Genomic DNA, 24,875 nt, shown 5'->3' on the forward strand with positions numbered 1-24,875 from the left:
GACTCCTTTATAATTTATTCATATTTTTTAAGTTAAGCGTTATAGTTGGGTTCACTAGATGCTGACCAAACTAAATACTTTCTATATAATTCTTCATATTTAGGGACCCTGTTTTCATCAGGGGTAAAGGTGGTTTCTAGCTTACTTGACATGCTACTTTGAGCGGTGGAAATATCGGCGTAAACATTGGCCGCTACAGCCGCAAAGATTGCTGCACCTAATGCACAACATTGTTCTGAACTCACAACGGTCAGCGGTTTATTCATTACATCTGCACAAGCTTGCATAATAACCGGGGATTTTTTAGCTATTCCTCCTAAAGCGACAATTTCATTAACAGGCACATCTTGATTAATAAAGCATTCCATAATTGCTCTAGCGCCAAAGGCTGTTGATAAAACCAAGCTTCCAAATAATGTTGCAGCATCCGTTGAAATCGTTAAATTGGTTATAACACCTTTGATTCGTTGATTGGCATAAGGGGTTCGTCTACCATTAAACCAATCAAGCGTTATAGGGATTGTGTCTAGATTTGGATTTTCTGCCCAAGCTTGAGCAATATCATTTAATAATTTATGCTTTAACTCCTTTACTATTGGTTGAGATTCTGGTGAGATTGAAACTAACTTTTCAAGAGGCCAACACAAGAGTTTTTTATACCATGCATAGATGTCTCCAAAAGCTGATTGCCCGGCTTCAAGACCTATAAAGTTTGGTATTACACTACCATCTACTTGACCACAAATGCCTTTAATTGAACGATTATTTATAACGTTTTGTTCTGCCAATAAAATATCGCAGGTAGAGGTGCCAATTACTTTAACTAATGTATAAGGTTTTGCACCCGCACCAACGGCACCCATGTGACAATCAAATGCACCACCAGAAATTACGGTCGATGTTGGTAATCCTAATTTTTCTGCCCACTCTTGGGTAATAGTGCCCACTTTATGATTTGCGGTATAAGTCTTTTCAAATAAAGGATAAGGTAAGTTATTAACTAAACTTGGGTCGAGTTTTTCAAAAAACTCATAAGGGGGTAAACCATTCCATTCTTCGCTCCAAAAACATTTGTGACCGGCAGCGCATCGACCACGCTTTATTGCATTTGGCGCTGTCGTTCCAGAAAGTAAAGCGGGTACCCAATCACAGAGTTCAATCCAAGAAGCCGAAGCATTTTTTACAGCACTGTCTTGACGAAAAATATGCATAATCTTCGCCCAAAACCATTCTGAAGAATAAACTCCACCACAATATTCCAAATATTTAGAGTATGGTTCAGTTTTGCACACTCTATTAATTTCTTCAGCTTCGTGTACCGAGGTATGATCTTTCCATAAAATAAACATTGCATTAGGATTGTTCATAAATTCTGGTTTTAAAGCTAACACATCGCCATTTTCATCAATAGGTGCTGGGGTAGAACCTGTTGAGTCCACACCAATAGCAACTATATTTTGTGCATCAGATTTAAGTTGATTGACAACAGATTGTATTGATTGAGTCATTGACTCAATGTAATCAAGGGGATGATGCCTGAACTGATTTTTTTGCGGATCACAAAACTGGCCCTTAGACCAGCGTGGGTAATAAACTACTGCTGTAGCTAACTCTTTCCCATTTTGACAGTCGACCGCTAAAGCTCTGACAGAATCACTACCAAAATCCAATCCAATGGTTATTTTTTTATTCATCCGCTAACACCTCAAAGACTAATTAAATGGAGTTTTTTGGAAGAATAAATAATTATCGATAAAACAAGTAGGTATGTTGTTGCTATAAATATAGACGATTCTGCACACCTAATTTGTTTTGTGATGTAGATCTCACAATTATCACTATTCAAAAAAAATTTTTATGTAAAAATAAAATAGTTTCAAAAAATTGGTGATAACAAATGAGCAATAAACAACAAAATAACCCTTTGTTACCTGGTTATTCATTTAATGTCCATCTTGTATCTGGTTTAACACCGATCGAAAAAGAAGGAAAATTTGATTTTTTCATTGATCGTCCTAATGGATTAAATGGTTACATTATTAACCTCACTTATGCAGGCCAAGGTACTATTTATCGTGATGATGAATCATTTAATTGTTATCCCGGTGACTTTGTTCTTTTTCCTCCCAAAGAACCCCATTTATACGGACGTAAAGAAGATGAGAATAATTGGTTTCATTTTTGGGTATATTTCAGACCAAAATCAACATGGAAATATTTATTAAGTTGGGAAAACCGATTAAAAGAAACGGGATTTTATCGCCCTAATACCCAAGTAAAAGATGAACTAGAACAGCTATTTATAAAAATTGTCGAGGTAGGGCAATCAAACACGATATATTCTGAAAATTTAGCTATGAGCATGTTAGAGCAATTCTTGATACGTTGCGCACAAGAGACTTCTTGCACTAATCCTCCTAAAATAGATACCCGAGTACTACAAGTTTGCAACTATTTAATTGATACTCTGGATGAAAATAATTTTACGCTTGATATCGTATCGCAGAAAGTGTGTTTGTCGACATCGCGAATTGCTCATATATTTAAAGACCAGATTGGTATGTCTATTGGAGAATGGCGACAAGAGCAACGGGTAAATCGTGCAAAACTGTTATTGCAAACCACTAATATGAGTATCGCAGAAATTAGCCGTTCAATCGGATTTGATGATCAACTTTATTTTTCGCGAATCTTCAAAAAAAGAATTGGTCTATGTCCTCAAAAATACCGCAATAGCACTCGAGAACAAAATGAAAGAAAAATCCAAAGTGTCAACTCGCTTTACTTTTATGATAAGCAAAATGAACATATCATTGAATAAATACAAATTATTAGGTAATTATTTTTTCAGAAAGTTAATACTAAACATCGCTCCTCGTTTTATATATAATAGCCGCTCACAGACTTGGATTTAGAATATCAATTTCGGAGCTTTTTCATGCAGCAGTTTCGTCCTATCCGTCGTGCTTTACTCAGTGTTTCTGATAAAACAGGAATCATTGAATTTGCTAAAGCTTTATCTGAACGTAATATTGAACTCCTATCTACTGGTGGCACCGCCAAACTTTTAATCGACAACCACATTCCTGTTACCGAAGTATCGAATTATACGGGATTCCCTGAAATGATGGATGGTCGAGTCAAAACGTTACATCCTAAAATACATGGTGGCATTTTAGGGCGTCGAGGGATTGATGACGAAGTGATGCAACAACATCAGATCGCACCGATTGATATGGTGGTTGTCAACTTATATCCTTTCGCGAAAACGGTAGCTGACCCAAATTGTAGTTTAGAAGATGCGATAGAAAACATTGATATTGGCGGACCAACTATGGTGCGATCTGCAGCTAAAAATAATAAAGATGTCGCCATTGTTGTTGATTGTCAGGACTATAGCACAATCATTGATATGTTAGATAAACAGCAAAATTGCCTATCTTTCAAGTATCGATTTAGCTTAGCAATAAAAGCATTTGAACATACTGCTCAATATGACGGTATGATCGCTAACTATTTTGGTAAACTTGTACCTCCATATTATGGCGATACTGAAAAGCCTGCTGGTGAATTCCCTCGCACTTTAAATCTACAATTTGTTAAAAAACAAGATATGCGATATGGCGAAAACTCACATCAACATGCAGCTTTTTATGTGGAAGAACATCTTGAGCCAGGTTCTATTGCTACTGCCAAACAAATACAAGGTAAAGAGCTATCTTATAACAATATTGCCGATACCGATGCTGCATTAGAATGTGTAAAATCATTTGATGAACCAGCTTGTGTAATAGTTAAACACGCTAACCCATGTGGTGTTGCGGTGAGTGATAACATCTTAAATGCCTATCTTAATGCTTTTAAAACCGACCCAACTTCTGCCTTTGGGGGCATTATTGCTTTTAATCGTCCATTAGATGCTAAAACAGCCCAAACTATTGTGGATAAACAATTTGTTGAAGTAATTATTGCACCATCGGTTGATCAAAACGCTTTGGCCATTACACAAACGAAAAAAAATGTTCGAGTATTAGAATGTGGCGAATGGTCTGCGAGCACAAAAGCCAGTTTAGATTTAAAACGCGTTAATGGCGGATTGCTTGTACAAGATCGTGATTTAGGTATGGTAACCAAAGACCAATTAACGGTAGTTACCAAACGACAACCGACTGAAAAAGAGTTATCTGATGCACTATTTTGTTGGAAAGTGGCAAAATTTGTGAAATCTAATGCTATTGTTTACGCTAAAGATAAGATGACTATTGGCATTGGTGCAGGGCAAATGAGTCGTGTTTATTCGGCCAAAATTGCTGGAATAAAAGCACAAGATGAGAATCTAGAAGTTGCTGGTTCAGTTGTAGCTTCTGATGCATTCTTCCCGTTTAGAGATGGTGTTGATGCCGCGGCTGCGGTTGGTGTCACCTGTGTTATTCAGCCGGGTGGTTCAATTCGTGATGACGAAGTAATTCAAGCCGCTAATGAGCATAATATTGCCATGATCTTCACCAATATGCGTCATTTTAGGCATTAATTATAAAAGTATTGAAAGGACCTTGTATGAAAGTATTAGTAATTGGTAATGGTGGGCGCGAACATGCTTTAGCTTGGAAAGCAGCACAATCGCCATTAGTTTCTAAAGTGTTTGTTGCACCAGGTAATGCAGGTACCGCACTTGAGCCAAATTTAGAAAATATCAACATCAAAGCAACAGATATTGCTGGTCTACTCAACTTTGCTCAAGAGCAACAAATAGACTTAACTATTGTTGGACCAGAAGCGCCATTAGTGATTGGTATTGTCGATAGTTTTCAAAAAGCTGGATTAACTATCTTTGGCCCATCAAAAGCGGCTGCTCAGCTAGAAGGATCAAAAGCTTTCACTAAAGATTTTTTAGCTCGACATAACATCCCAACTGCTGAATACCAAAACTTCACAGAAATTGAGCCTGCCATTGCTTATATTCGTCAAAAAGGCGCACCAATTGTGATAAAAGCTGATGGTTTAGCGGCAGGAAAGGGCGTGATTGTTGCCATGACACAAAAGGAAGCCGAAGAGGCAGTACACGATATGTTAGCGGGAAATGCCTTTGGTGATGCCGGCCATCGAGTCGTAATTGAAGAGTTCCTTGATGGCGAAGAAGCCAGTTTTATCGTAATGGTCGATGGTAAACATGTCGAACCAATGGCAACCAGCCAAGATCATAAACGTGTTGGTGATGGTGATACTGGTTTGAATACTGGTGGAATGGGCGCTTACTCTCCAGCGCCAGTAGTAACCGATGACGTCTTCAATAAAGTTATGGAAGAAATCATTTACCCAACCGTCAATGGCATGGCAAAAGAAGGCAATGTATATGTTGGTTTTCTTTATGCCGGATTAATGATTGATAAACAAGGAAATCCTAAAGTAATCGAATTCAATTGTCGATTTGGCGATCCTGAAACTCAACCAATCATGATGCGAATGCAATCTGATCTAGTTGAGCTCTGCTTGGCTGCCACAAAGGGCGAACTAAATACAGTAAAATCAAAATGGGATATAAGGCCTGCTTTAGGTGTAGTTCTTGCTGCTGGCGGATATCCAGGCGATTACAACACCAAAGATGTTATATTAGGTCTACCTACTGAAACGGATACTAATTGCAAAATCTTCCATGCCGGCACCTGTTTAGAAAACGGTCAAGTCTATACCAATGGTGGGAGAGTTCTATGTGTTACAGCTTTAGGCGATAGTGTTTCAGACGCTCAAAAACGTGCGTATGAACAAATTAAAAGTATCTATTGGCATGGTTGTTACTATCGTCATGATATTGGCTATCGAGCTATTGAACGCGAAAAAAATAAATAAATTTCACAAAAATAGCGCTATATAGCGCTATTTTTTTATCTACCATTAAGCCAAAAAAGTTGAGGAACGGGGTTTTTAAACCCTAAAAGTTTTTTGTGGTTTGAAAATAACCTCAAAAACCCCTCTCCTCAACTTTTTTTGCCTTGTTTTAATGACAAGAAATTACAAATTATATTCTTTTAATCACAATTGAGGTGTTAATTCCGCCAAAAGCAAAGTTATTAGTTTGAAAATATTCAATATCTAAATTTCGTCCTGAACCAACGATATAATCCAAATCACCACATTGAGGATCGACATTATTTAAGTTGATAGTTGGATTAAACCAGCCAGTATGCATCATTTCTAATGTTAACCATGCCTCTATCGCGCCACATGCACCAAGAGTATGACCAAAATAGCTTTTTAAAGATGATATTGGGGTTTTATTACCGTAGATATTGGCAACAGCATTACTTTCAGCAATATCTCCACGAGCAGTTGCGGTACCGTGAGCACTGATGTAACCAATTTGGCTTGGATCTAAACCTGCATCTTTGAGTGATTGTTCAATGCAATATTGGATTGTTTCTTGCCTTGGTTGGGTAATATGACTCGCATCACAGTTAGTTTTAAAGCCTATAATCTCACCATAAATTTTTGCTCCTCGAGCCATGGCGTGTTCATATTCCTCTAAAATTAATGCACCGGCTCCTTCACCAATAACTAACCCATCGCGATCCCGATCGTATGGTCTTGGTGATAACTTTGGTGTGTCATTAAGTTGGCTTGTAGCAAATAAGGTATCGAAAACAGCTGCTTCCGAAGGGCATAACTCTTCGGCTCCACCTGCTACCATGATTTTTTGCATACCGTATTTTATAGCTTCATATGCATAACCTATAGCTTGACTTCCAGATGTACAAGCACTTGATGTGGTAATTAATCGACCTTTTAAACCAAAAAATAAACCTGTATTAACTGCAGTTGTATGTGGCATCATTTGGATATAGGTCGTTGCGGTGATGTTGTTAGTATGCTTTTCATTTAACATGGTTGCAAATGATGCAACGGGTTGAGTACTACCTGTTGATGACCCAAATGCAATACCTGTATCTCCATTAGTTAGTTCAGGTTCATCTAGTAATCCTGCCTTTTCTAATGCGATTTCAGTTGCTTTGGTTGAGAGTAATGATACTCTGCCCATTGAACGAATTTTTTTCCGTGTATAGTGGTCTGGTAAAACAAAATCATCAATTGGGGCACCAAGTTTGGTATGCAATCCATCGTAAATTTCCCATTCTGGCATATATCGAACAGCATTTTGAAGTTGTTTTAGTTTGAGCTCAACATCATCCCATTCATTACCAAATGCGGTGACGCCACCTGCGCCAGTTATGACTACTCGTTTTGTCATACCATTCCTCCATTAATAGAAATGACTTGTCTTGTTATATATCCCGCATTATCTGACATTAAATAACTTGCAAGTCCTGCGACTTCGTCAACGTGCCCCATTCGTTTAAGAGGGATCATGTTCATTGCTTCTTTTAAAGCGATTGGTTCCATATCTAAAATACCCGTGTCTATTAGACCCGGGGCAATGCAATTGACGGTAATTTTTCGTTTAGCTAATTCAAGTGCCAACGCTTTGGTTGCACCAATTACGCCTGCTTTGGCCGCGCTGTAATTGACTTGACCACGATTTCCAACGATGCCAGAAACTGATGATATAACTATAATTCTTCCACCATTACGAAGTCCAATCATGGGCATAATACAAGGATGTAATACATTGTAAAAACTATCAAGATCGGTATGAATTACAGCTTTCCAATCATCTTGTGTTAAAGCAGGGAAAGCACCATCACGGATAATACCTGCATTATTAACAACACCGTAATAAGCTCCATATTGTTCAGTATCTGCTTCTATCATTTGCTGACATTGCTCAGTGTTGCTTACATCAAATTGAATTAGTCTAGCTTTTTGGGCGGTTTGTTCGATAATTTTTTGAGTTTCAATCGCCCCTTTTTTGTCACTATGATAATGTATGACGATATCAAAACCATCGGACGCTAGTTTACAGGCAATTGCTTTGCCAATTCCTTTGCTTGCTCCAGTTACAAGTACTGTTCGACTCATAATTGTTATCCTTTTAATCGCTGGGAACCAAAAAGTTGGTCTAATTCACTAGGATCAGGTTCATAAACATTTAATTTACCTGATGCAACACATTGTTGATTTATACTGATATCACAATCAAAGTTAGCTAGTTTAGAATCAAAAAGAACTAAATTGGCGGTTATAATTAATTCACTATTTAGCTCAAATGAAGGTAAATTGGTTTTTATTGCTCGCCCTCCAAGTAACATGCCTAATTGTGGTGAGTGATTTTTTTTGGAATCATGATATCCATTCCAAACACCAATAGTTTGTGCCATTAATTCGATAGCATAAAAATTGGGTAGCTGATAATTATCAGTTAAAAATGGAGAAAGTATGCCATCTTTGGTAACTTGAACACTGCAAATGCATTGTTTTTCATCGACTAAATGAACTTTCTCAATCATGATCATGGGAGTTCTGTGTGGCAAATAGTAACTTGCTGATTGATATTGCATTATACTTTTCCAATAATAAGAGATGCATTATTGCCACCAAAAGCAAAAGAATTTGACATAATGATTGGTGTTTGTAGCATCATTTTTTCTGTAACAATATTAATTTTATCTAGATTTTTATCATAAGGTGATACTGAAAAATCTTGCTGTGGTAAATTAATATTTTGTTTAAGTAATAAGTAACTAATTGCCAATTCAGTAATAGCTGCGCTACCTAATGTATGTCCTGTTAAATGTTTTGTTGAACTACAATAAGGTAAGTTTTGCTCAAATAATCGATAAACAGCTCTACTTTCAGCTTGGTCGTTAAGCACCGTTGCCGTGCCATGTAAATTAAGATAGCCAATCTGATTTGGTTTTAAGTTTGCATTTTCTAATGCCATTTCCATCGCAACTTGTGCTCCTATTCCTTCTGGATGAGGGGAGGAGATATGATAAGCATCGGATGATTCACCTACACCTAATAATGCAATATCACTTGATTCTTCTTTAGTTATTAACATCAACCCACTGGCTTCACCAATGTTTATGCCGTTACGGTCTTGTGCAAATGGCATACAGGGATTATTCGATAGTGCTTCAAGCGCATTAAAACCATTTATTGGCATTCTGCTTAAACTGTCAGCACCACCGACAATGGCAGCATCAACTAATCCTGATTCAATCAGTCGTTGGCCACTTATTACGGCTTTTGCACTAGATGTACAAGCAGTGGAAATGGTATAGCTAGGACCTTGTAAATTGAGTAATTCTGTTAAAAAACACGATGGATTACCAAGTTCTTGTTGGTGATAATAGAAATGGGGTTGACAATGATGTGTCTTTAAATAGTGCTCAATGTTAACGTCGCCTTCGTGTATTCCAGAAGTACTAGTACCCATTATAACCGCAATTCTTTTTGGTCCATATTTTTCGATAACTTGTTGTATCTGCTGTTTAATTTGTAAATATGCAGCATAAAGTAATTGATTATTTCTTGTCGCATATTGCGTCAAATTGTGAGGAATGGAGGGAAGCTCCCCCGTTACTTTACCTAACCAAGTATTTTGGCCATTTAATAACCAACCCTTTTCTTGAGTCAAGTAGTGCTTTGCACAATAATTTTGGGATAAATTATTGATTATCTGTTGTTTGTCGTGTCCTAATGTGTTTATCGCGCCAAGCGCAGCAACATAAATCATCTATTCCATACTCTTAATTGTAATTTGATAACCAAATATAGTATGTTGAATTTTAATTGGTTTTCTAATGTCTGTTGAAGATTTTTGGTTATAAGTTATCTTAATGATTGTTTGTTTTTTATCATTGACAAGGGTCCTAAATAAGTCGTTATCAATGAGTTGCCAATTCGCCGGTAATACGTTTTGCCATGAAATTGTTGGTAATATGCTTAGCATTATGTCTGATAATACTTGCTCAGGAGGGGGAAGTTGCTTAACAAATATATGTTGTTTTGCTTTAACTTTACTACCGTCGTATTCAATTTCAAACAAACGAATACCTATAGTGGATAACCCAATTACTTTCAATTGGTTATCTTTGATATCAACGATTACTATTACCGAGTTTTCTTGATTGTTATATTTAAAGGTTAATAGTTGTTGATCGTGATAGTCTTGAGTTAGATTTATCTTAGGCAAGTTAACTTTGGTTTCTTTGGTTAACCAAGCTTCTGATTTAGGTTGGGACGAGCAGGCTGAAATCAACATACTTAATAATAAAAAAGTTAAATATAAATATTTCTTCATCCTTTTGTCCCTAATATTTCTTGTCTATTATTGATGACTAGTGGTGCAAATAAAAATGCTGTAAAAATACCGCCAGTTAATACTAATCCAAATCCTTTTATGGCAACGGTATGGCTTATTATTAATAACCCAAAAGATAATATAGTAGTCAATGCCGCCATGCTTACTGCTAATAATGCACTTTGGTTTTGGCTTTTATTGTTGCTCAAAAATAGACTATAGTCGATACCAATACCAATAACAAGAATTAGTGCTAACATTGAAAATAAATTAAGAGTTTGATTGGTTATGCCATTAATAGCTAATGCTATACCTGTTGATAATAATGTAGGTAATGTGCTTTTTAATGCAGCTTTTAAACCATATTTGCGATGATAGAAGATAAAGCAAGAGCAAATAAGAATCACAGCACCAGCAATCAGCTGGGATAATTGTATTCGGTAATGGGCAAACATAGTGTTAAATTCTTCACGGCGATCAAGCCAATAGATTCCTTTATCTACTTCCGATAATTTTTTTATTTCAATGATATTTTTAATTCCATTTATTGGAATTAAAGTCGCGCTTTTTCCCGTTGGTAAGGTTAACCAAAGTAGTTTTCGACCTTGGCTAAGTTCACTTTGTTGCCATAGTTCTGGTGTAATAATTGGTTGTTCAAAAGTAGGTAAGTTAGCCTTAATTCCCATTTGTGTTAAAGAGGATATAATTTCAGGACTATATTGTTTAACAAATTCGATATTTTCTTGCTGTTTTTGGAATGAAGGTAAGTTTATGCTCTGATATTGTTCAAAATAACCTTCTGATTTTGCAAGTTCAAGTTTAGGTAAAAATTGTTCAAGTCGTTGTAAGGTTTGTTCAGCTGTATCACCAAAAACAACAAACCATTTTTGATCTGTTGTTTGACGGGTAATACTGATAATTTTTTGTTCTTGTAGTTGTAATTGTTCTGGCAATGCTTGTAGTTTGGCAATATCGTCATCAACTTTTAAATTAATAAACCCATAACCGATAAATAATAGAGCGATTGATACCATTATCAATTGCATCTGTTTATTTTTCCATAAATTTAGCCAGCTACTTAGTAACTTATAACCAACATCTTCACGTACTGGTAATTTGTTAACGAGCAGAGGATACCAGCATATTACAGTTAAAAAAGCACCGAGTAGACCAAAAACTGCAAATATTGATAATTGCTTTAAGCCCGGGAACGGCGCAATTAATAAGATTAGATAAGCAATAAAACTTGTGCATAACGCTAACGTCAAAGTTGAAATGAGTTTTTTTAAACTTGCATAAGGTGATTCTTGATTACCATGTAGCAGTCGTTCAGTTAAGTAGTGCAGTGAATAGTCGACAGTTATTCCTATTACACTAGTACTCATAACAATTGTCATTATGTGAATTTCACCAAATAGGCTTAAAACAGCCACTAAACCACAAATAATTCCAACAAAAATTGATAGTATCGATAAAATAATTGGTCTTATCGATCGAAATACACTAATTATCAATATGATAATGCCTATAATTGATAAGCTACCGATGGTTGTTATATCATCTATAGCTTCACTGCTTGCGTAATCACTATAAAAAAGCACGCCTCGTTTTAAAATTTCAACATTTGGCCACTTTTCATGTAATTGTTTGGTAAGTTCATTTAATTGTGTGGTAATTTGGTGAGATTGGCTCATGTTAAATGATGAATTATTTAACTCAGCAAAAATCATGTACCATTGATTGCCTTGGTCATCTTGTCCTGATAACCAATTATTTTGAATGGTCAACCCACCTGAGTTAGCCAGTTGATTTAATTGAGATGAACGAGTTAATAATAATGGATCATTTTCCAATTCAGTTGCACTTATTCCGCTAAAAGGAGAATATAGCTGGCTTTTTATCCAATTCAGCTGAGTGCCATTTTTTAATCTTTCACTAGTTTTTGAGTCCAGTAGCTGATAACGATATTGAAAAGCAAATTTTCCCCAATTTTTTTGAAATGTTTCATCAAAATAACCGTTCACTTGGCTAATAAAAGATAGTTTTTTTAGGGTTTGATACCACCAATTAACTGGTTCTAATTCGCCATTAGTGGGCTTAATCAACCAGACAAGTTGTCTATCTAATCGATTTTGAAAACCATCAATAAGTTCAGTAGGAACATTGTTGGTTTGCTCTTTAGGTAATAGAGATAAAACACTACTGTTGATTTTACTATTAGCTAAAAGGTAATAAGCAGCAAGAATCAGACAAGCGACCATCATCAACCATAAGATTGCTCTTCTTTTTAATGTTAATTGATTATCTGAATAGCAATTGTTCATCTTGATTTAATTTTGTCGTTTTATGATTTTTGAATGTAAGCTCTGTTTTGTCATTTTGCATATCATTAATAGTGACTTTTTCTAAATAGGATTCTCCACTAAGAATAATTTGTTTAAAAATTTTATTTAGCGGTGCTAATTTAGGTTTTAGCGTTAATGTCCAAATATTATTTTGTTCGGTGACTGTTATATCAAAATTATTTTCAAGCATCTCTTTATCTGCAGTGAAAATTGCCGTTAATAAATGATTGAACTGAAATAGCTGAGGTTGTTTTTCTGCAGTTATTATTTCTGGAGTTTGGTCTTCTATGCGTTGTTCCATTCGCTGTTGATTCATTTTCAATGTCATAGCAAATGGTGTATTTTGTTGCCACCATAGACCTAATTCCTTAGATATTATCATCTTTCCCGTTGAATGGATGGGTGAGGTTAAACCATTAATATGGCGATCTTGGGTAAAATCAGCTCGAACAACTTGGTTTTTGCTAAATAGCAGTTGTATATCACTTAGCGTGATTGCACTCGTTATTGTTGAGAAAGTTAATAATAGTGTTGTTGCGAAAGCAACTAGGCATTTGTTCATTTAATTAATCCAAAGCAATTCAAAAATATATCAGGTGTAACAAAACACATTTCCTTGGTATCTGTAGAGACCGCAACTTGAGTTGTGTAGCCAGAAGTTGTTTTTTTACCAGTTTTTTTATCTTTTATTAGGTAGCTAATTTTTATGCGATGCTCATATTCTTCTAGTTTGGCAAAGATTTCTAAAGTTTGTTCTGCAAGGGCGGGTGCTGTATATTTTATTCTTGCATCGACAATAGGCCAAATATAACCCGAATCAACCATTTCTTTATAACCATAATTAAATTTTCGAAATAATGCTTCGCGAGCTTTTTCAAAAAATTTAAGATAATTACCATGCCAAACCACGCCCATGGCGTCTGTGTCATGGAAAGATGGTTTATAGTCGATGGTGATATGACAGTGATTAAAATTATTCATTTTTATTATTCGTTATTTCAGGTGGATTAAATTGCCAAAAATCGAAAAAATTGAACCAATCAAGTGGTGATTGTAAACAATAATATTCTAATCGATTGGCATAATACTCAATGGTTTGTTCTAGTTCCGCTTGTCTATTTTTTCTAGATAACTTTAGCTCATCAGTAAAATGTTCTAGATATATTTGGAATCGACCATTGGGTTTTAATCCCCAACAAAAGTAAACGGGGAACTTTAATGCAGAAGATAGTATAAATGGCCCTTTAGGAAAAGGTGCAGGTTTACCAAGGAAATTGGCCCAAACAATAGCATTTTCTGGCACTCTTTGGTAAGGATTAATTGATGTTCTGTCAGCAATGATAGCTACCCATTCACCAGCTTCTAGCTTTTGTTGTAGTATTATGGCAGTATCCGCTCCTAATGTAGCAACTTCTATTAGATTGATTATTGAATTTTGATTAACCTGTTTTAATACTTTGTTAAATCGTACAGCATTACCTTTATGCACTAAAGCATTTATTGTCACATTATGGGATAGTTCTGCTAGTGCTCGACACATTTCAATATCACCTAAATGTGAACAAATTAAGATAATCCCCTTTTTTTCAGAAATTAGTCTTAAATATTCGCCTTTGTTTGGTGAATAGATATCATCAAGCTTAATATCGCCTTGCCAACTGGCTAGTTTATCTAACAGAGACTCACCAAATTGTTGAAAGTGTCGGAAAGAGGTTAATTTTTTCTTTTCAATCAATGGCACATTAGGATATTGTTTAAGGATTTTTTCTAAATATGCTTTGGATGCTTGTCGTTGTTTTTTCCCTGTTAACCAGAAATAACTGATAACTGGGAACATGAACATTTGAGCAACACGTCTTCCTAGAAGGCGATAAAGCATTAAAATTAACTTGATCCCCATTAAACCTTTGCGTTCGTCAGTTTGAGACCAGTGACTATCTTTATTTTTCTTACGTCGGTTTTGTTTTATTAATGCTGGAATTCGTGGCAACATGCCAAAAAATAGTCGAGTATGCATCCAAGTAATTAATAGGTTATCTTTGAATGCGTTAAAGTGAGAAACACCATCAGCGGGATAAGTGACATGTGTTGGTACAAAAATAGAATCAGTACCTTGCCAATATAGTCGAACCATTATGTCGGTGTCAAAATCCATTTTTTTACCAATTTGTTGTTGACTGATGAGGTGACAAGTCTGTTTTAATGGATAGACACGAAGCCCACACATGCTGTCCTTAATATTAAAACTTAAGGTTTCAATCCATACCCAAAAATGGGTAATATATCGCGCAATAAGTCGGTGTTTAGGAACTGAATCATCATAGATAGGACAACCAGATATTAAAGTGTTGGGATTTAATTGTGATTGTTCAATAAGCTGTTTGACAATTTGGCTATCATGTTGGCCATCAGCATCTATCTGAATGGCATAAGCAAAACCATGATCTAATGCGTGACTAAATCCACACATTACTGCCGCACCTTTACCTTCATTTTTAGTTAAACGCACTAAATTGACCCATGCATATTGTTTTGCTATTTCTGTCAGTTTTTGTGCATGTTCATACGAGCTACCATCATCAATTAGAAAACAAGTCAATTGATAATGTTCAATATTTTGTAAAACACGCGGTAAAGCATCACTATGATTGTAACAAGGTATAATAAAGCAATAGTTTTTTGATAACGAAGGCTCAATTACTGACATAGTGTAAGCTTTCCTGTACTTGCTATGTTGCCATGCTGTGTAATAAAACTATAAGTGAATTTTAGTTTATTTTCATTCCAGAGTAGCGTTAGTTTTAGGCGATCATTAGGTAATATTGGCGATTGAAATTTTACCACCTCGATGGACGATATTGATAAGTTTGGATTAATTAATTTTTGGGCATAACCAATTACCCAATTAACCTGAGTCACACCTGGTAACACTGGTTGTGTAGGAAAATGTCCTTTAAACCAAAAAAGATCTGGCGGTATTGTGATTTCAATATTAGCTTCTGTTTCAGTTTTACTAATGCTTATTTCGTTGGGAAACTCTTTTTTCATATCTTATTTGGAGTATCGAATAATGCTTTTAAGTCAGTATATGTGCATTTTCCTTGCAAATTTTCCGGAAAACTTTCAATAAAACGCCATTTCTTAGGTATTTCAACTAATGATAATGTATCTTTAAGTAAATGTCGAAAATATTGTGTAAGTTTGAAATAATTAAAGTTATCTATTTCCTTACTATGAGATGGTTTTATTTTAATGATGGCGGCCAATATTGTTCTATTGTTTTTTTCTAATGGAATAACAATTGCTTTTTCAACGGCTGTAATTTTATTGATCTGGTTCTCTATATAGGTTAAAGATAGGCGTTGTTCTGCAATTTTGACTATTTTATCCATCCGGCCTTTTAAATAAAATTTAATGTCATCTATTTTTTGTAATTTATCATTTAGTAATTCAGCTTGTGGTAATAAAGGTGATATTAATAATGGTTGTTGATTGGGGGTATATTTTAATTGTAATGGGTAAAAGAGTTCCCAAGGTGTATTAAGCGATTTTTGTTGTCTTTTGGCTATAATACCTGTCTCACTTGAACCGTAAATTTCATAAGGTAACACTTTGAAATTCTGTAAACAAAATTGGGCATTTTCAAAACTAAGCTCACCACCAGATGAAAATACACAAGTACAGTTAATAGTAGATAAATTATGATCTAAATTTTTGATAATTGATGGCGTTGTGATGTAAGTGATTTTTTTAGATTGGTAAGTTGCTAATTGTTCCTGATAGAGTATTGTTTCACAAACGAAAGGTATATTGCAGATTAAAGAAAGCATTATCTTAAAGGTTAATCCGTACATATGCTCATGTGACACAGAAGCAATAAGTAAGTCACAAGGTGAAATTTTTAAATTATCTATTAATATATTAATTTCTCGCTCAAGTTGAGAAATAGATTTTTTAATTGGTTTTGGCAAACCTGTTGAGCCAGAGGTGAATAATGTAAATGATGTTTGTTTAAAATCCGGATTATTTTTTACTGATTTAACTGATTGATGTTGATTAATATTGCTGATGTTGATAATTGGCAAATTAGTTGGCAAATTAATATTTGTAAGATGTGTATCGGTTAATACAGCTTGATAATAGTGTAATAATTCGACATGCCTAGGATTTAGTAAAAGTGGATGCTTTCCTGAATATAAGAGAGCGAGAAATCCTGCAACAAAATTAAAACTATCATCCATGAATAAAACCCAATTTTCTTCAGTATGATTGTCTAATTCATTAACAATTATGCTAATTTGTTGTTTTAGATCTCCAACAGTTAAAGCTAGTTGCTTTCTGAATGCAATTATTTCATTATCTGGTCGTAATAATTGCTCGGATAATAAAACTAATGTTTTGCTTTTTGACGAACAATCCATTCTCCCCCCATTAATAATCCGATAAGAATATAACTTATTAATCCGTTATACATTGTCCACCAATAAATATTATTAATAAGACAAGTTATTAGTGCGATTAAACCATTTAGTATGAAAAATAGACACCAACATATAGTTACTTTTCTTGTATAGTTAATTGCACTTGCTGGTAAATTATCATGTTTTAATCTGGCGAATCTTTCGATAATATTTTGTGGCTGATACAATGAATATCCAAAAAATATTAAGAATAGAAGATTTGTTGCAACGGGGTAATAGAGCAAAAATTGAAATTTGTTAAATATCCAGCTGGTTAATGCTAAAAGCAAACCAAAGCAAGTTGTTACTTTTGCTAACCAACCAATATTTGAAAATAAATTAGGTAAGGCGATTAGCCTTAACACTAATAATGCAGCAATGCATAAAACAGCGATATTAATAATTTGATATTTTAAAGATAAGTAAATAACTATCGGATAGCAAAACAGGATTATTCCTGTCATTGCTTTTATTATTAACTTAAATTTATTCATTATGCTATTTAGCATTTAGCAAATTGTACACTGCATCAACCACGTCTTGAACAGTTCTTACTGCTTTAAACGTTTCAGGATCAACTTTTTTGCCTATCTTTTTTTGTAAATGTACAACTAAATCTACTGCATCAATACTATCTAAGTCTAATTCTTCAAAAAGTTTAGATTCTGGCTTAATCTCATCGGCAGATAATTCAAAAAGCTGAACTAGTGCTGATTGTACTTGTTGAAAAATTTGTTGCTTATCCATTAAAAATCTTCCTTATTACTGTTGAGAATTAATAAAATCAGCTAGCGTTTTAACTGAGTAAAATGCTTTTTTGGTTTCTTCACTTTCTGACGATAAAACAATACCATATTGATTTTTGATAGCAAGACCTAGTTCTAATGCATCTATTGAGTCTAAACCTAAACCATCACCAAATAATGGAGCTTGGGTATCGATATCTTCAGATGTGATATCTTCTAAATTAAGCACTTCGATTATTAATGATTTTATATCATGATGTAATTTTTCCATTTAATTTCCCTTTTATCTATTATTCTTTTTTATGGTTCCAGCGTTAATAATGTTGTGAGATGTCTGGTAAGTTTTCTCGCTGCAACAGTTGTATTTTCTTCTAGAAAGTCATCTATTTTGATTTTTTCACCTACTGTAATATTAAACAATGCCTTTTTTTCAGGGATGTCATACCATTTTTGTTTTTTTATCAACCATGGTGGATTACATTGAATATGTATTATTCGGATATCAGCATGACACCTTAATGCTATGTTAGCAGCTCCTCTTTGTAATGTTATAGGATGATTAGGTATGCTTCTAGTTCCTTCGGGAAATATCAAAATTCTTCCTTTGTTTGATAAGATTTCATTACATTGTGGTAGTATTTGGCCTGATTCACCGTTTAGTATATAACCTGCTGTTTTTATAATGCGGCTAATAAAAAGGTTATTGAGTAACGCACCCTTAACTAAGCAATCACATCGACGCATAACTGAAACGAGAAGAACAACATCTAGCAAAGATGGGTGGTTAGCAACAATTAAACATCCGTCATCTTGCTTTAATTTTTCAACTTCATTAAATTGATAGTTGAAAATACATAATGATTTTACTATCCATAAAAACACTTTAAAGCTAATACTTATGCTGTATTGAGCAATAATAATTCTTTTTTGTTTCTTCCAAACAAATAATCTCAATAAACTAAACCATATCAACGATAAAACGAATAATCCAAAAAGACCAAATATAATAAAACCCAGTGCGGTCGCAAATAATCGCCACCACTGGTTTATAGTATAGAATTTTTGTTTATTTATGTATTTATCGTCCATTGCCAGTCTTGAGATAATCCTTGTATGATGAAATTTTGTTTTTTATTTAGATAAGCATGTAAAAAAGCCAATGATTGAGGATAATTGATTGGATTTTTCTGTGATGTTTTATTAATACTTTGGCATGTTAACTGATTGCCATTTGTTAAGATATAACCTACCGCATAATATGGAATTATTTGATGAATTTCTGTTTGGTAAGATTCAGGAACCATTCCATCAAAATCAATCAATAGTACTTTTTTATCTTTTTGTTGTAGTGTTGGTAGAGCCTCAATCAAACTTTGTTGAAAACCATCATTATTTGCACTAAGCGATGTGATAGGGATAGCTTGCTTGGCAATAATTGTGAATAAACCTGAAGCAGTATTATGGACCGATAATGCAAAATCGGTTGGTGAAATGTCATTAGCTTGATTAAGTGAAACTAGTATTTTATATGTTTTTTCAAGTTCACCATGTTGGCTTGAAAAAATCGCTAAATCCACATTATTATTTTCTATGAGCTCTAAAGCAACTTCAACAGCAAGGCGTGAAGAAATGCTCATTCTTCTTGCTTGCATCATAGGCAGTTTATTGAGTTTGGGTATGTGTAAATCCCAATTGTGATTAATCTGCTTTGACCATAATTGCCAGTCAGATTTGGAGGATAAACCAGCAGATAAAGCAAACCAATTTTCGATTGAAAAAGAAAGTCTCATATTAATATTTTTTAATTAATTCTTTACTTAGCAACTTTTTGTAATATTATTAATTCGATAATACTGAAAAAATCTGATTTATTTATACAATACAGTAAAACAATAAAAAGGCAATACATTGACTGGACAAGAAAACATCAAGTATGGATTCAATAAGGAAATTTATACAGCATTAGAAGCAATTACTGAAGCTCAAAAAATTGCCTTTGCTCCTATATTATTCCAAGCCATAATGTGCATGAAAAACAAAGGAATTTTATCTTCTATTGATCAATCTGGTAAAATTGGTATTAATTTAGAGGATTTAACTAAAAAAGTTTCTTTATCACCTTATGCACTTGAACTTCTGCTGGATGTTGCACTTAGTATGCGTGTTATTTATCAGCAAGACTCCAACTATATTTTAGGTAAAATTGGTCATTTTTTATTGCATGATAAAATGACAGAAGTTAACCTTAATTTTTCCCAAGATATCTGCTACCAAAGTATGTTTTTTCTTCAAGAAGCACTTGAAAAAGGCGAACCGAGTGGCCTCAAAGTTTTTGGTGATGGTAAAACGATTTACCCCATGTTGCAGTCTCTGCCTGAACAAGCAAAAAAAAGTTGGTTTGATTTCGACCATTTTTATTCAGATCACGCTTTTCCTGCTGTTTTACCTCACATCATGAAATTGAACCCTAAACATGTTTATGATATAGGTGGTAATACAGGTAAATGGGCAATTTTTTCAGCTAAACATTTGCCTGAAACTCAAGTGACAATCTTAGATTTACCTGAACAAATCTCAGTTGCAAAAGAAAATATTAAAAAATCGGGCTTTGAAGATCGTATCGATGGTATTGGTGTAAATGTACTGGAAACTGATATTTTCCCTAACCAAGCTGATATCTGGTGGATGAGCCAGTTTTTAGATTGTTTTAGTTCAGATCAAATTGTCCATATTTTGAAAACAATACACCGTAGTATGAATGATGATGCTTCTGTTTGTATTATGGATCTTTTTTGGGATCGCCAAAACTTTGAGGCAGGAGCATTAAGTTTAAATGCTTCTTCTCTCTATTTTACTTGTTTAGCAAATGGTAATAGCCGTTTTTACCATTCAAAAGTATTTTATCAATGTCTAAATGAAGCAGGGTTTCACGTTGAGGAAGATATTGATGGGATTGGATTTGGACACACTTTATTAATATGTAAAAAACGTTAATTAAAATTATCCTTAAGGAGTAAACAATGAGATTTTTTAAATATATTGCAGCATTCTTTTTAGTTTCAATATTATTCGGTTGTGCAAGTAAATATCAAGCGCCAAATAGTATTAGTACCCCAGTTAATGGTTTGACTAAAGCACAAGTTAAACAAGCTATTTTAGATAGTGGTACTAAAGGTAGAGCAGCATTTGGTACTTGGAAAATGCAAGCATTAAATAATGATACTATCCGAGGTCAATTATTCAATCGTAAATTTGAAGTTGTTGTTGATATCCCTTACTCTGCAACAGGGTATTCAATTAAGTATGTTTCAGTTAGTTCAAACTTACAAGGTAGTAATGGAAAAGTTCATCGCAACTACAATCGTTGGATAAACAATCTTGATGCTAAAATTAGAGAAAATATTTTCAGAGCAAAATAACGCTTTGAACTTAATGAAATTTATTTTTTAATTAAACCACCTTTAAGCCCAAAAATTGTTTGGGCTTCTTTTTAAGAACAATTTATAGATATTGTAATATGACAATATGTTACTTTTTTAATAATCTGTTATCTCCTAACAATAGTATTAATCGTTAAAATTAACTATCTATTCTTTGCATTGAAGTTTAATATATAACAGTATTCATAAAATGTGATGAATATTGAAGTTCAAGTTCCAATCTTTTCTTTTCTATCTTTTTCTATTTCATAAATTTTAGCACTTGAGGACAATTATTATGTTTCAATGGCTTTCAAATTGGATTTTAGATGGACTTAAACATTCACCAGAAATACTTTTATTTCTCTCACTGAGCTTAGGGTATTTGATTGGTGGTATTCGAATTGGTAAATTTCAATTAGGTGGAGTGGCTGGTTCCCTACTAGTTGCTGTCGCATTAAGCGTGTTTGGTGTTACGGTTGATGCTGGTGTCAAAGCTGTACTTTTTGCTTTATTTATTTATGCAGTAGGGTTCGAAAGTGGACCACAATTCTTTCGTTCATTGGGGGTTAAAACCCTTCGTGAAATCTTTTTAGCACTATTTATTGCCGTTGCTGGCTTTGTTACGGTGCTCGTTTTAGCCAAATTATTCCATTTAGATAAAGGTCTTGCTGCTGGTTTAGCTGCAGGAGGATTAACCCAATCAGCAATAATGGGGACGGCATCAGATGCTCTTACTCAGCTAGGTTTAAGCCCTGAAGAGTTAAGCCGATTACAAGGTAATGTGACTATTGGATATGCCGTAACTTATATCTTTGGTTCACTCGGAGCCATAATTGTCTGTGTTAATATTTTACCTAAAATTATGGGTCGTGAAATTAACGATGATGCAATTCAGGCAGAAGCAGAACAATTACATGGTTCACTTTTATTAGGTAGTGGTCAGAACTTTGCCTTATCAGATGTAACTGGTCGTTTATATCGTATTACCAATAAAGTTAATCAAACCGTTGAAAGTTTAGAAAAGGTGATTAATGGCATAAGTATCGAACGAATCAAACGTGGTAATCGTATTATTGAAGCTGGACCAGAAACTATATTAAAGGCCAAAGATATTATTTTAGTTGTTGGCCATCGTGATGCCATGATTAAAGCGACTGATTTATTAGGTGAAGAGGTGAATTCGGCACAGGGTATGGATGTGGTTATGAATACTCAAGATGTCGAAATGCGTAATACACGTTATGTTGGTCAAAACTTAACGCAAGTACTTTCATCTGATGAAGTAATGAAACTAAAACATGGTATTTATTTAATTGCTGTCCATCGCGATGGGCAACCATTGCCATTAAATAATGATATGGTGTTCAAATTAGGTGACATTATTACGGTTTATGGTACTGATGGTGACTTAAGGCGAGTAGTTGATAAAATTGGTGCGCCGATAACAAAGAGCGAAAAAACTGACTGGATATTCCATGGTTTAGGTCTTGTCGTAGGCCTTATTATTGGTCTTATTGTAATTCGTGTTAGTGGTATTCCAATTACCTTAGGTGCTGGTGGTGGTGCTTTGTTATCAGGCTTATTATTTGGATGGTATCGATCTTTACATCAAACTGTTGGAAACATCCCAACGGGTGCGGTGCAATTACTTAAAGATTTTGGTCTAGCTGGCTTCGTAGCCGTAGTTGGTTTAAGCTCTGGATTGCAAGCTATTGATACCATTAAAGATCAAGGTATTTCTTTATTTCTAATTGGCGTTGTAGTTACTTTATTGCCTATGTTGCTTGGTATTTACTTTGGTAAGTATGTGCTGGGTTATAAAAATTCTGCAGTATTTGCTGGTGCTTTGGCGGGTTCTCGTAGTGCAAATCCAGCTTTTGGTGAAGTACTAAATAAAGCGGGTAACTCAACACCTACTAACTCTTTTGCTATTACCTATGCTCTAGCTAATGTTTTCCTAACTTTATTAGGGCCATTAGTTGTTGCTTTTGTTTAATTGACATCTCAAATTAAGGATACATGGTTATGAAAAGTAATAATGAATATGCAAAATATGCGAATTTAAGTCCTTTTGAATTGAAAGATAATTTAATTAAACTAGCACAAAGCCATACTGACCGTGTAATGTTAAATGCGGGGCGTGGTAATCCTAATTTCTTGGCAACATGGCCACGACAAGCTTTTTTCCAACTTGGTGTTTTTGCTTTGCAAGAGTCTGAAATGTCTTTTTCATATATGAATGAAGGCATAGGAGGAATGCCAATTAAGGCTGGTTTAACAGGTCGTTTTGAACATTTTGTCCGTCAAAATTATCAAACTCCTGGCGTGTCATTTTTAGGTAAAGCGTTTTCATATATTCGCGATCAACTTGGTCTAGATGAAAATGCCTTCTTACAAGAGATGGTGGAAGGTATTTTGGGCTGTAACTATCCAGTACCTGATAGAATGCTGCATTTTAGTGAAGAGGTGGTTAAAGCCTATGTTCTTTCTCAAATGGGTGCGCAATATTTAAGACGAGATGATCTTGATCTATTTGCTGTTGAAGGTGGTACTGCTGCAATGGCTTATATTTTCAATTCAATGAAAGAAAATAACTTAATCCAAAAAGGTGATAAAATTGCAATTGGTGCACCTATTTTTACGCCGTATTTGGAAATTCCAGAGCTTAATGATTATCAATTGGTTGAAGTGTTAGTTAATTCTGATCCTGATAAAAATTGGCAATATCCAGAAGCCGAATTGCGCAAATTAGAAGATCCTTCCATCAAAGCATTTTACTTAGTTAACCCATCTAATCCACCATCAGTAAAAATTGATGATAAAAGTTTGAAAATCATTGCTGATATTGTGAAAAAACGTCCTGATTTAATTATTTTAACTGATGATGTTTACGGCACATTTGCTGATGATTTCCAATCCTTATTTGCTATTTGCCCTAAAAATACGATTTTAGTTTATTCATTCTCTAAGTATTTTGGTGCAACAGGTTGGCGTCTAGGTGTGATTGCAATAGCACACGATAATATTTTAGATAACAAAATTAAAGCATTACCAAGCAAGGCTAGACAGATTTTAGATAAACGTTACAGCTCAATTGTGACCGATCCTGAAAATCTTAAATTTATCGATCGTTTAGTAGCAGATAGCCGTGCGGTTGCGTTAAATCACACTGCTGGTCTATCTACGCCACAACAGGTTCAAATGGTGTTATTTGCATTATGTGAGATGATGGATACCGATCAAAGTTATAAAGCCGCATTGAAATCGTTAATTCGTCGTCGAGCAGCATCATTGTATCAACATTTAGGACTTGAACATCATACTGATGAAAATAGTGTCGATTATTATACCTTAATTGATCTAGAACATATTTGTCGTGAACTTTATGATGATAAGTTTGCTAAATGGATCTTAAAAAATAAAAATCCATCTGAAATGTTATTTAGAATTGCTGATGAAGCTGGTGTAGTTTTATTACCAGGTAAAGGGTTTGCAGTGCAACATCCATCTGCTCGGGCTTCATTAGCTAACTTAAATGAATATCAATATGCGGCAATTGGTTTATCTATGCGTAAACTTGCACAAGAGTATTATGCAGAGTATCAAGGTAAAGCTAATAAAAAATAGATAATCATACTGATTAACTTATCAACTTTACTATCAAACCCTAGTTTATCTAGGGTTTTTTATTGTGGTTTTATTTA

At 34.5% G+C, this 24,875-nt stretch carries 23 protein-coding genes and 1 pseudogene; 7 read left to right on the plus strand and 17 right to left on the minus strand.

The window, feature by feature from the left end:
* Positions 1-32: 32 nt before the first annotated feature.
* Positions 33-1,694, minus strand: a complete 1,662-nt coding sequence (locus J3U27_RS01715) for a ribulokinase (RefSeq protein ID WP_065734318.1) — start codon at positions 1,692-1,694, stop codon at positions 33-35.
* A gap of 203 nt (positions 1,695-1,897) precedes the next feature.
* Here J3U27_RS01715 and araC point away from each other — a divergent pair.
* The 3 genes and pseudogenes from araC to purD all read left to right on the plus strand — a co-directional run.
* Positions 1,898-2,743: pseudogene (gene araC, locus J3U27_RS01720) on the plus strand (arabinose operon transcriptional regulator AraC); the annotation flags it as partial.
* A 195-nt stretch (positions 2,744-2,938) separates the two neighbouring features.
* A complete protein-coding gene (gene purH / locus J3U27_RS01725; protein ID WP_267376669.1) occupies positions 2,939-4,531 on the plus strand; it encodes a bifunctional phosphoribosylaminoimidazolecarboxamide formyltransferase/IMP cyclohydrolase in 1,593 nt (530 codons plus the stop codon).
* 26 nt (positions 4,532-4,557) lie between these two features.
* Complete coding sequence (purD, locus tag J3U27_RS01730) at positions 4,558-5,847, plus strand: phosphoribosylamine--glycine ligase (protein ID WP_065562173.1); 1,290 nt, start codon at positions 4,558-4,560, stop codon at positions 5,845-5,847.
* 169 nt (positions 5,848-6,016) lie between these two features.
* Here purD and J3U27_RS01735 read toward each other — a convergent pair whose 3' ends face one another.
* Genes J3U27_RS01735 through J3U27_RS01810 form a run of 16 tightly spaced genes read right to left on the minus strand, consistent with a single transcriptional unit; the run spans position 6,017 to position 19,539 of the window.
* Positions 6,017-7,243: a beta-ketoacyl-ACP synthase gene (locus tag J3U27_RS01735; protein WP_220225028.1), complete on the minus strand. Its 1,227-nt coding sequence runs from the start codon at positions 7,241-7,243 to the stop codon at positions 6,017-6,019.
* Entirely contained in the window at positions 7,240-7,971 is a 732-nt protein-coding gene (locus J3U27_RS01740; protein WP_065562171.1) for a 3-ketoacyl-ACP reductase FabG2, read from the minus strand. Before J3U27_RS01740 ends, J3U27_RS01735 begins: the two co-directional genes overlap by 4 nt.
* A gap of 5 nt (positions 7,972-7,976) precedes the next feature.
* On the minus strand, positions 7,977-8,450 hold the full coding sequence (locus tag J3U27_RS01745; RefSeq protein WP_267330130.1) for a 3-hydroxy-fatty acyl-ACP dehydratase: 474 nt from the start codon (positions 8,448-8,450) through the stop codon (positions 7,977-7,979).
* Positions 8,450-9,631 (minus strand): beta-ketoacyl-[acyl-carrier-protein] synthase family protein, encoded by a 1,182-nt coding sequence (locus tag J3U27_RS01750; RefSeq protein WP_267376671.1) that lies wholly within the window; start codon positions 9,629-9,631, stop codon positions 8,450-8,452. Before J3U27_RS01750 ends, J3U27_RS01745 begins: the two co-directional genes overlap by 1 nt.
* The gene (locus J3U27_RS01755; protein ID WP_267376672.1) at positions 9,632-10,198 is read right to left on the minus strand and encodes a DUF3261 domain-containing protein; all 567 of its coding nucleotides are present in this window, start codon (positions 10,196-10,198) and stop codon (positions 9,632-9,634) included.
* Positions 10,195-12,522: an MMPL family transporter gene (locus J3U27_RS01760; protein WP_267376674.1), complete on the minus strand. Its 2,328-nt coding sequence runs from the start codon at positions 12,520-12,522 to the stop codon at positions 10,195-10,197. The genes J3U27_RS01755 and J3U27_RS01760 overlap by 4 nt, the downstream gene beginning before the upstream one ends.
* Positions 12,500-13,105, minus strand: coding sequence for an outer membrane lipoprotein carrier protein LolA (locus J3U27_RS01765; RefSeq protein WP_267376676.1), 606 nt, complete (start codon positions 13,103-13,105; stop codon positions 12,500-12,502). The genes J3U27_RS01760 and J3U27_RS01765 overlap by 23 nt, the downstream gene beginning before the upstream one ends.
* Positions 13,102-13,524 carry an acyl-CoA thioesterase gene (locus J3U27_RS01770; RefSeq protein WP_065562165.1) on the minus strand — a complete coding sequence of 141 codons (423 nt, stop codon included), beginning with the start codon at positions 13,522-13,524 and terminating at the stop codon, positions 13,102-13,104. The genes J3U27_RS01765 and J3U27_RS01770 overlap by 4 nt, the downstream gene beginning before the upstream one ends.
* Positions 13,517-15,250 carry a glycosyltransferase family 2 protein gene (locus J3U27_RS01775; protein WP_267376679.1) on the minus strand — a complete coding sequence of 578 codons (1,734 nt, stop codon included), beginning with the start codon at positions 15,248-15,250 and terminating at the stop codon, positions 13,517-13,519. Before J3U27_RS01775 ends, J3U27_RS01770 begins: the two co-directional genes overlap by 8 nt.
* The gene (locus J3U27_RS01780) at positions 15,241-15,591 is read right to left on the minus strand and encodes a hypothetical protein (RefSeq protein WP_065562163.1); all 351 of its coding nucleotides are present in this window, start codon (positions 15,589-15,591) and stop codon (positions 15,241-15,243) included. The genes J3U27_RS01775 and J3U27_RS01780 overlap by 10 nt, the downstream gene beginning before the upstream one ends.
* A complete protein-coding gene (locus tag J3U27_RS01785; RefSeq protein WP_267376681.1) occupies positions 15,588-16,964 on the minus strand; it encodes an AMP-binding protein in 1,377 nt (458 codons plus the stop codon). Before J3U27_RS01785 ends, J3U27_RS01780 begins: the two co-directional genes overlap by 4 nt.
* Positions 16,934-17,467 (minus strand): hypothetical protein, encoded by a 534-nt coding sequence (locus J3U27_RS01790; protein WP_176701509.1) that lies wholly within the window; start codon positions 17,465-17,467, stop codon positions 16,934-16,936. The genes J3U27_RS01785 and J3U27_RS01790 overlap by 31 nt, the downstream gene beginning before the upstream one ends.
* Positions 17,468-17,501: 34 nt before the next feature.
* Positions 17,502-17,750 carry an acyl carrier protein gene (locus J3U27_RS01795; protein WP_065562160.1) on the minus strand — a complete coding sequence of 83 codons (249 nt, stop codon included), beginning with the start codon at positions 17,748-17,750 and terminating at the stop codon, positions 17,502-17,504.
* A 15-nt stretch (positions 17,751-17,765) separates the two neighbouring features.
* Positions 17,766-18,020 carry a phosphopantetheine-binding protein gene (locus tag J3U27_RS01800; RefSeq protein WP_065562159.1) on the minus strand — a complete coding sequence of 85 codons (255 nt, stop codon included), beginning with the start codon at positions 18,018-18,020 and terminating at the stop codon, positions 17,766-17,768.
* 29 nt (positions 18,021-18,049) lie between these two features.
* Complete coding sequence (locus J3U27_RS01805) at positions 18,050-18,838, minus strand: lysophospholipid acyltransferase family protein (RefSeq protein WP_267330136.1); 789 nt, start codon at positions 18,836-18,838, stop codon at positions 18,050-18,052.
* Positions 18,820-19,539, minus strand: coding sequence for a beta-ketoacyl synthase chain length factor (locus J3U27_RS01810; RefSeq protein WP_220225017.1), 720 nt, complete (start codon positions 19,537-19,539; stop codon positions 18,820-18,822). The genes J3U27_RS01805 and J3U27_RS01810 overlap by 19 nt, the downstream gene beginning before the upstream one ends.
* A gap of 136 nt (positions 19,540-19,675) precedes the next feature.
* Between J3U27_RS01810 and J3U27_RS01815 the strand changes: the two genes are divergently transcribed.
* The 4 genes from J3U27_RS01815 to J3U27_RS01830 all read left to right on the plus strand — a co-directional run bounded on the left by J3U27_RS01815 (position 19,676) and on the right by J3U27_RS01830 (position 24,798).
* The gene (locus J3U27_RS01815) at positions 19,676-20,743 is read left to right on the plus strand and encodes a methyltransferase (protein ID WP_416379926.1); all 1,068 of its coding nucleotides are present in this window, start codon (positions 19,676-19,678) and stop codon (positions 20,741-20,743) included.
* Positions 20,744-20,769: 26 nt separating this feature from the next.
* Complete coding sequence (locus J3U27_RS01820) at positions 20,770-21,168, plus strand: hypothetical protein (RefSeq protein ID WP_065562156.1); 399 nt, start codon at positions 20,770-20,772, stop codon at positions 21,166-21,168.
* Positions 21,169-21,466: 298 nt separating this feature from the next.
* Positions 21,467-23,167 (plus strand): aspartate-alanine antiporter, encoded by a 1,701-nt coding sequence (gene aspT, locus J3U27_RS01825; RefSeq protein WP_267352741.1) that lies wholly within the window; start codon positions 21,467-21,469, stop codon positions 23,165-23,167.
* A 29-nt stretch (positions 23,168-23,196) separates the two neighbouring features.
* Positions 23,197-24,798 (plus strand): bifunctional aspartate transaminase/aspartate 4-decarboxylase, encoded by a 1,602-nt coding sequence (locus J3U27_RS01830; RefSeq protein WP_065562154.1) that lies wholly within the window; start codon positions 23,197-23,199, stop codon positions 24,796-24,798.
* Positions 24,799-24,875: the final 77 nt, after the last annotated feature.

The organism is Gilliamella sp. B2911 (assembly GCF_026536965.1).
GTDB lineage: Bacteria > Pseudomonadota > Gammaproteobacteria > Enterobacterales > Orbaceae > Gilliamella > Gilliamella apicola_E.

Bases quoted from the DNA above. Each gene is read 5' to 3' on its own strand.
- J3U27_RS01750 (WP_267376671.1), bottom strand. From the start codon at position 9,631: ATGATTTATGTTGCTGCGCTTGGCGCGATAAACACATTAGGACACGAC.
- aspT (WP_267352741.1), top strand. From the start codon at position 21,467: ATGTTTCAATGGCTTTCAAATTGGATTTTAGATGGACTTAAACATTCA.
- J3U27_RS01770 (WP_065562165.1), bottom strand. From the start codon at position 13,524: ATGAATAATTTTAATCACTGTCATATCACCATCGACTATAAACCATCT.
- J3U27_RS01830 (WP_065562154.1), top strand. From the start codon at position 23,197: ATGAAAAGTAATAATGAATATGCAAAATATGCGAATTTAAGTCCTTTT.
- purH (WP_267376669.1), top strand. From the start codon at position 2,939: ATGCAGCAGTTTCGTCCTATCCGTCGTGCTTTACTCAGTGTTTCTGAT.
- J3U27_RS01740 (WP_065562171.1), bottom strand. From the start codon at position 7,971: ATGAGTCGAACAGTACTTGTAACTGGAGCAAGCAAAGGAATTGGCAAA.
- J3U27_RS01745 (WP_267330130.1), bottom strand. From the start codon at position 8,450: ATGCAATATCAATCAGCAAGTTACTATTTGCCACACAGAACTCCCATG.
- J3U27_RS01775 (WP_267376679.1), bottom strand. From the start codon at position 15,250: ATGTCAGTAATTGAGCCTTCGTTATCAAAAAACTATTGCTTTATTATA.
- J3U27_RS01810 (WP_220225017.1), bottom strand. From the start codon at position 19,539: ATGAGACTTTCTTTTTCAATCGAAAATTGGTTTGCTTTATCTGCTGGT.
- J3U27_RS01780 (WP_065562163.1), bottom strand. From the start codon at position 15,591: ATGAAAAAAGAGTTTCCCAACGAAATAAGCATTAGTAAAACTGAAACA.
- J3U27_RS01795 (WP_065562160.1), bottom strand. From the start codon at position 17,750: ATGGATAAGCAACAAATTTTTCAACAAGTACAATCAGCACTAGTTCAG.
- J3U27_RS01790 (WP_176701509.1), bottom strand. From the start codon at position 17,467: ATGACAGGAATAATCCTGTTTTGCTATCCGATAGTTATTTACTTATCT.
- purD (WP_065562173.1), top strand. From the start codon at position 4,558: ATGAAAGTATTAGTAATTGGTAATGGTGGGCGCGAACATGCTTTAGCT.
- J3U27_RS01805 (WP_267330136.1), bottom strand. From the start codon at position 18,838: ATGGACGATAAATACATAAATAAACAAAAATTCTATACTATAAACCAG.
- J3U27_RS01735 (WP_220225028.1), bottom strand. From the start codon at position 7,243: ATGACAAAACGAGTAGTCATAACTGGCGCAGGTGGCGTCACCGCATTT.
- J3U27_RS01820 (WP_065562156.1), top strand. From the start codon at position 20,770: ATGAGATTTTTTAAATATATTGCAGCATTCTTTTTAGTTTCAATATTA.
- J3U27_RS01765 (WP_267376676.1), bottom strand. From the start codon at position 13,105: ATGAACAAATGCCTAGTTGCTTTCGCAACAACACTATTATTAACTTTC.
- J3U27_RS01800 (WP_065562159.1), bottom strand. From the start codon at position 18,020: ATGGAAAAATTACATCATGATATAAAATCATTAATAATCGAAGTGCTT.
- J3U27_RS01755 (WP_267376672.1), bottom strand. From the start codon at position 10,198: ATGAAGAAATATTTATATTTAACTTTTTTATTATTAAGTATGTTGATT.
- J3U27_RS01715 (WP_065734318.1), bottom strand. From the start codon at position 1,694: ATGAATAAAAAAATAACCATTGGATTGGATTTTGGTAGTGATTCTGTC.
- J3U27_RS01760 (WP_267376674.1), bottom strand. From the start codon at position 12,522: ATGAACAATTGCTATTCAGATAATCAATTAACATTAAAAAGAAGAGCA.
- J3U27_RS01785 (WP_267376681.1), bottom strand. From the start codon at position 16,964: ATGGATTGTTCGTCAAAAAGCAAAACATTAGTTTTATTATCCGAGCAA.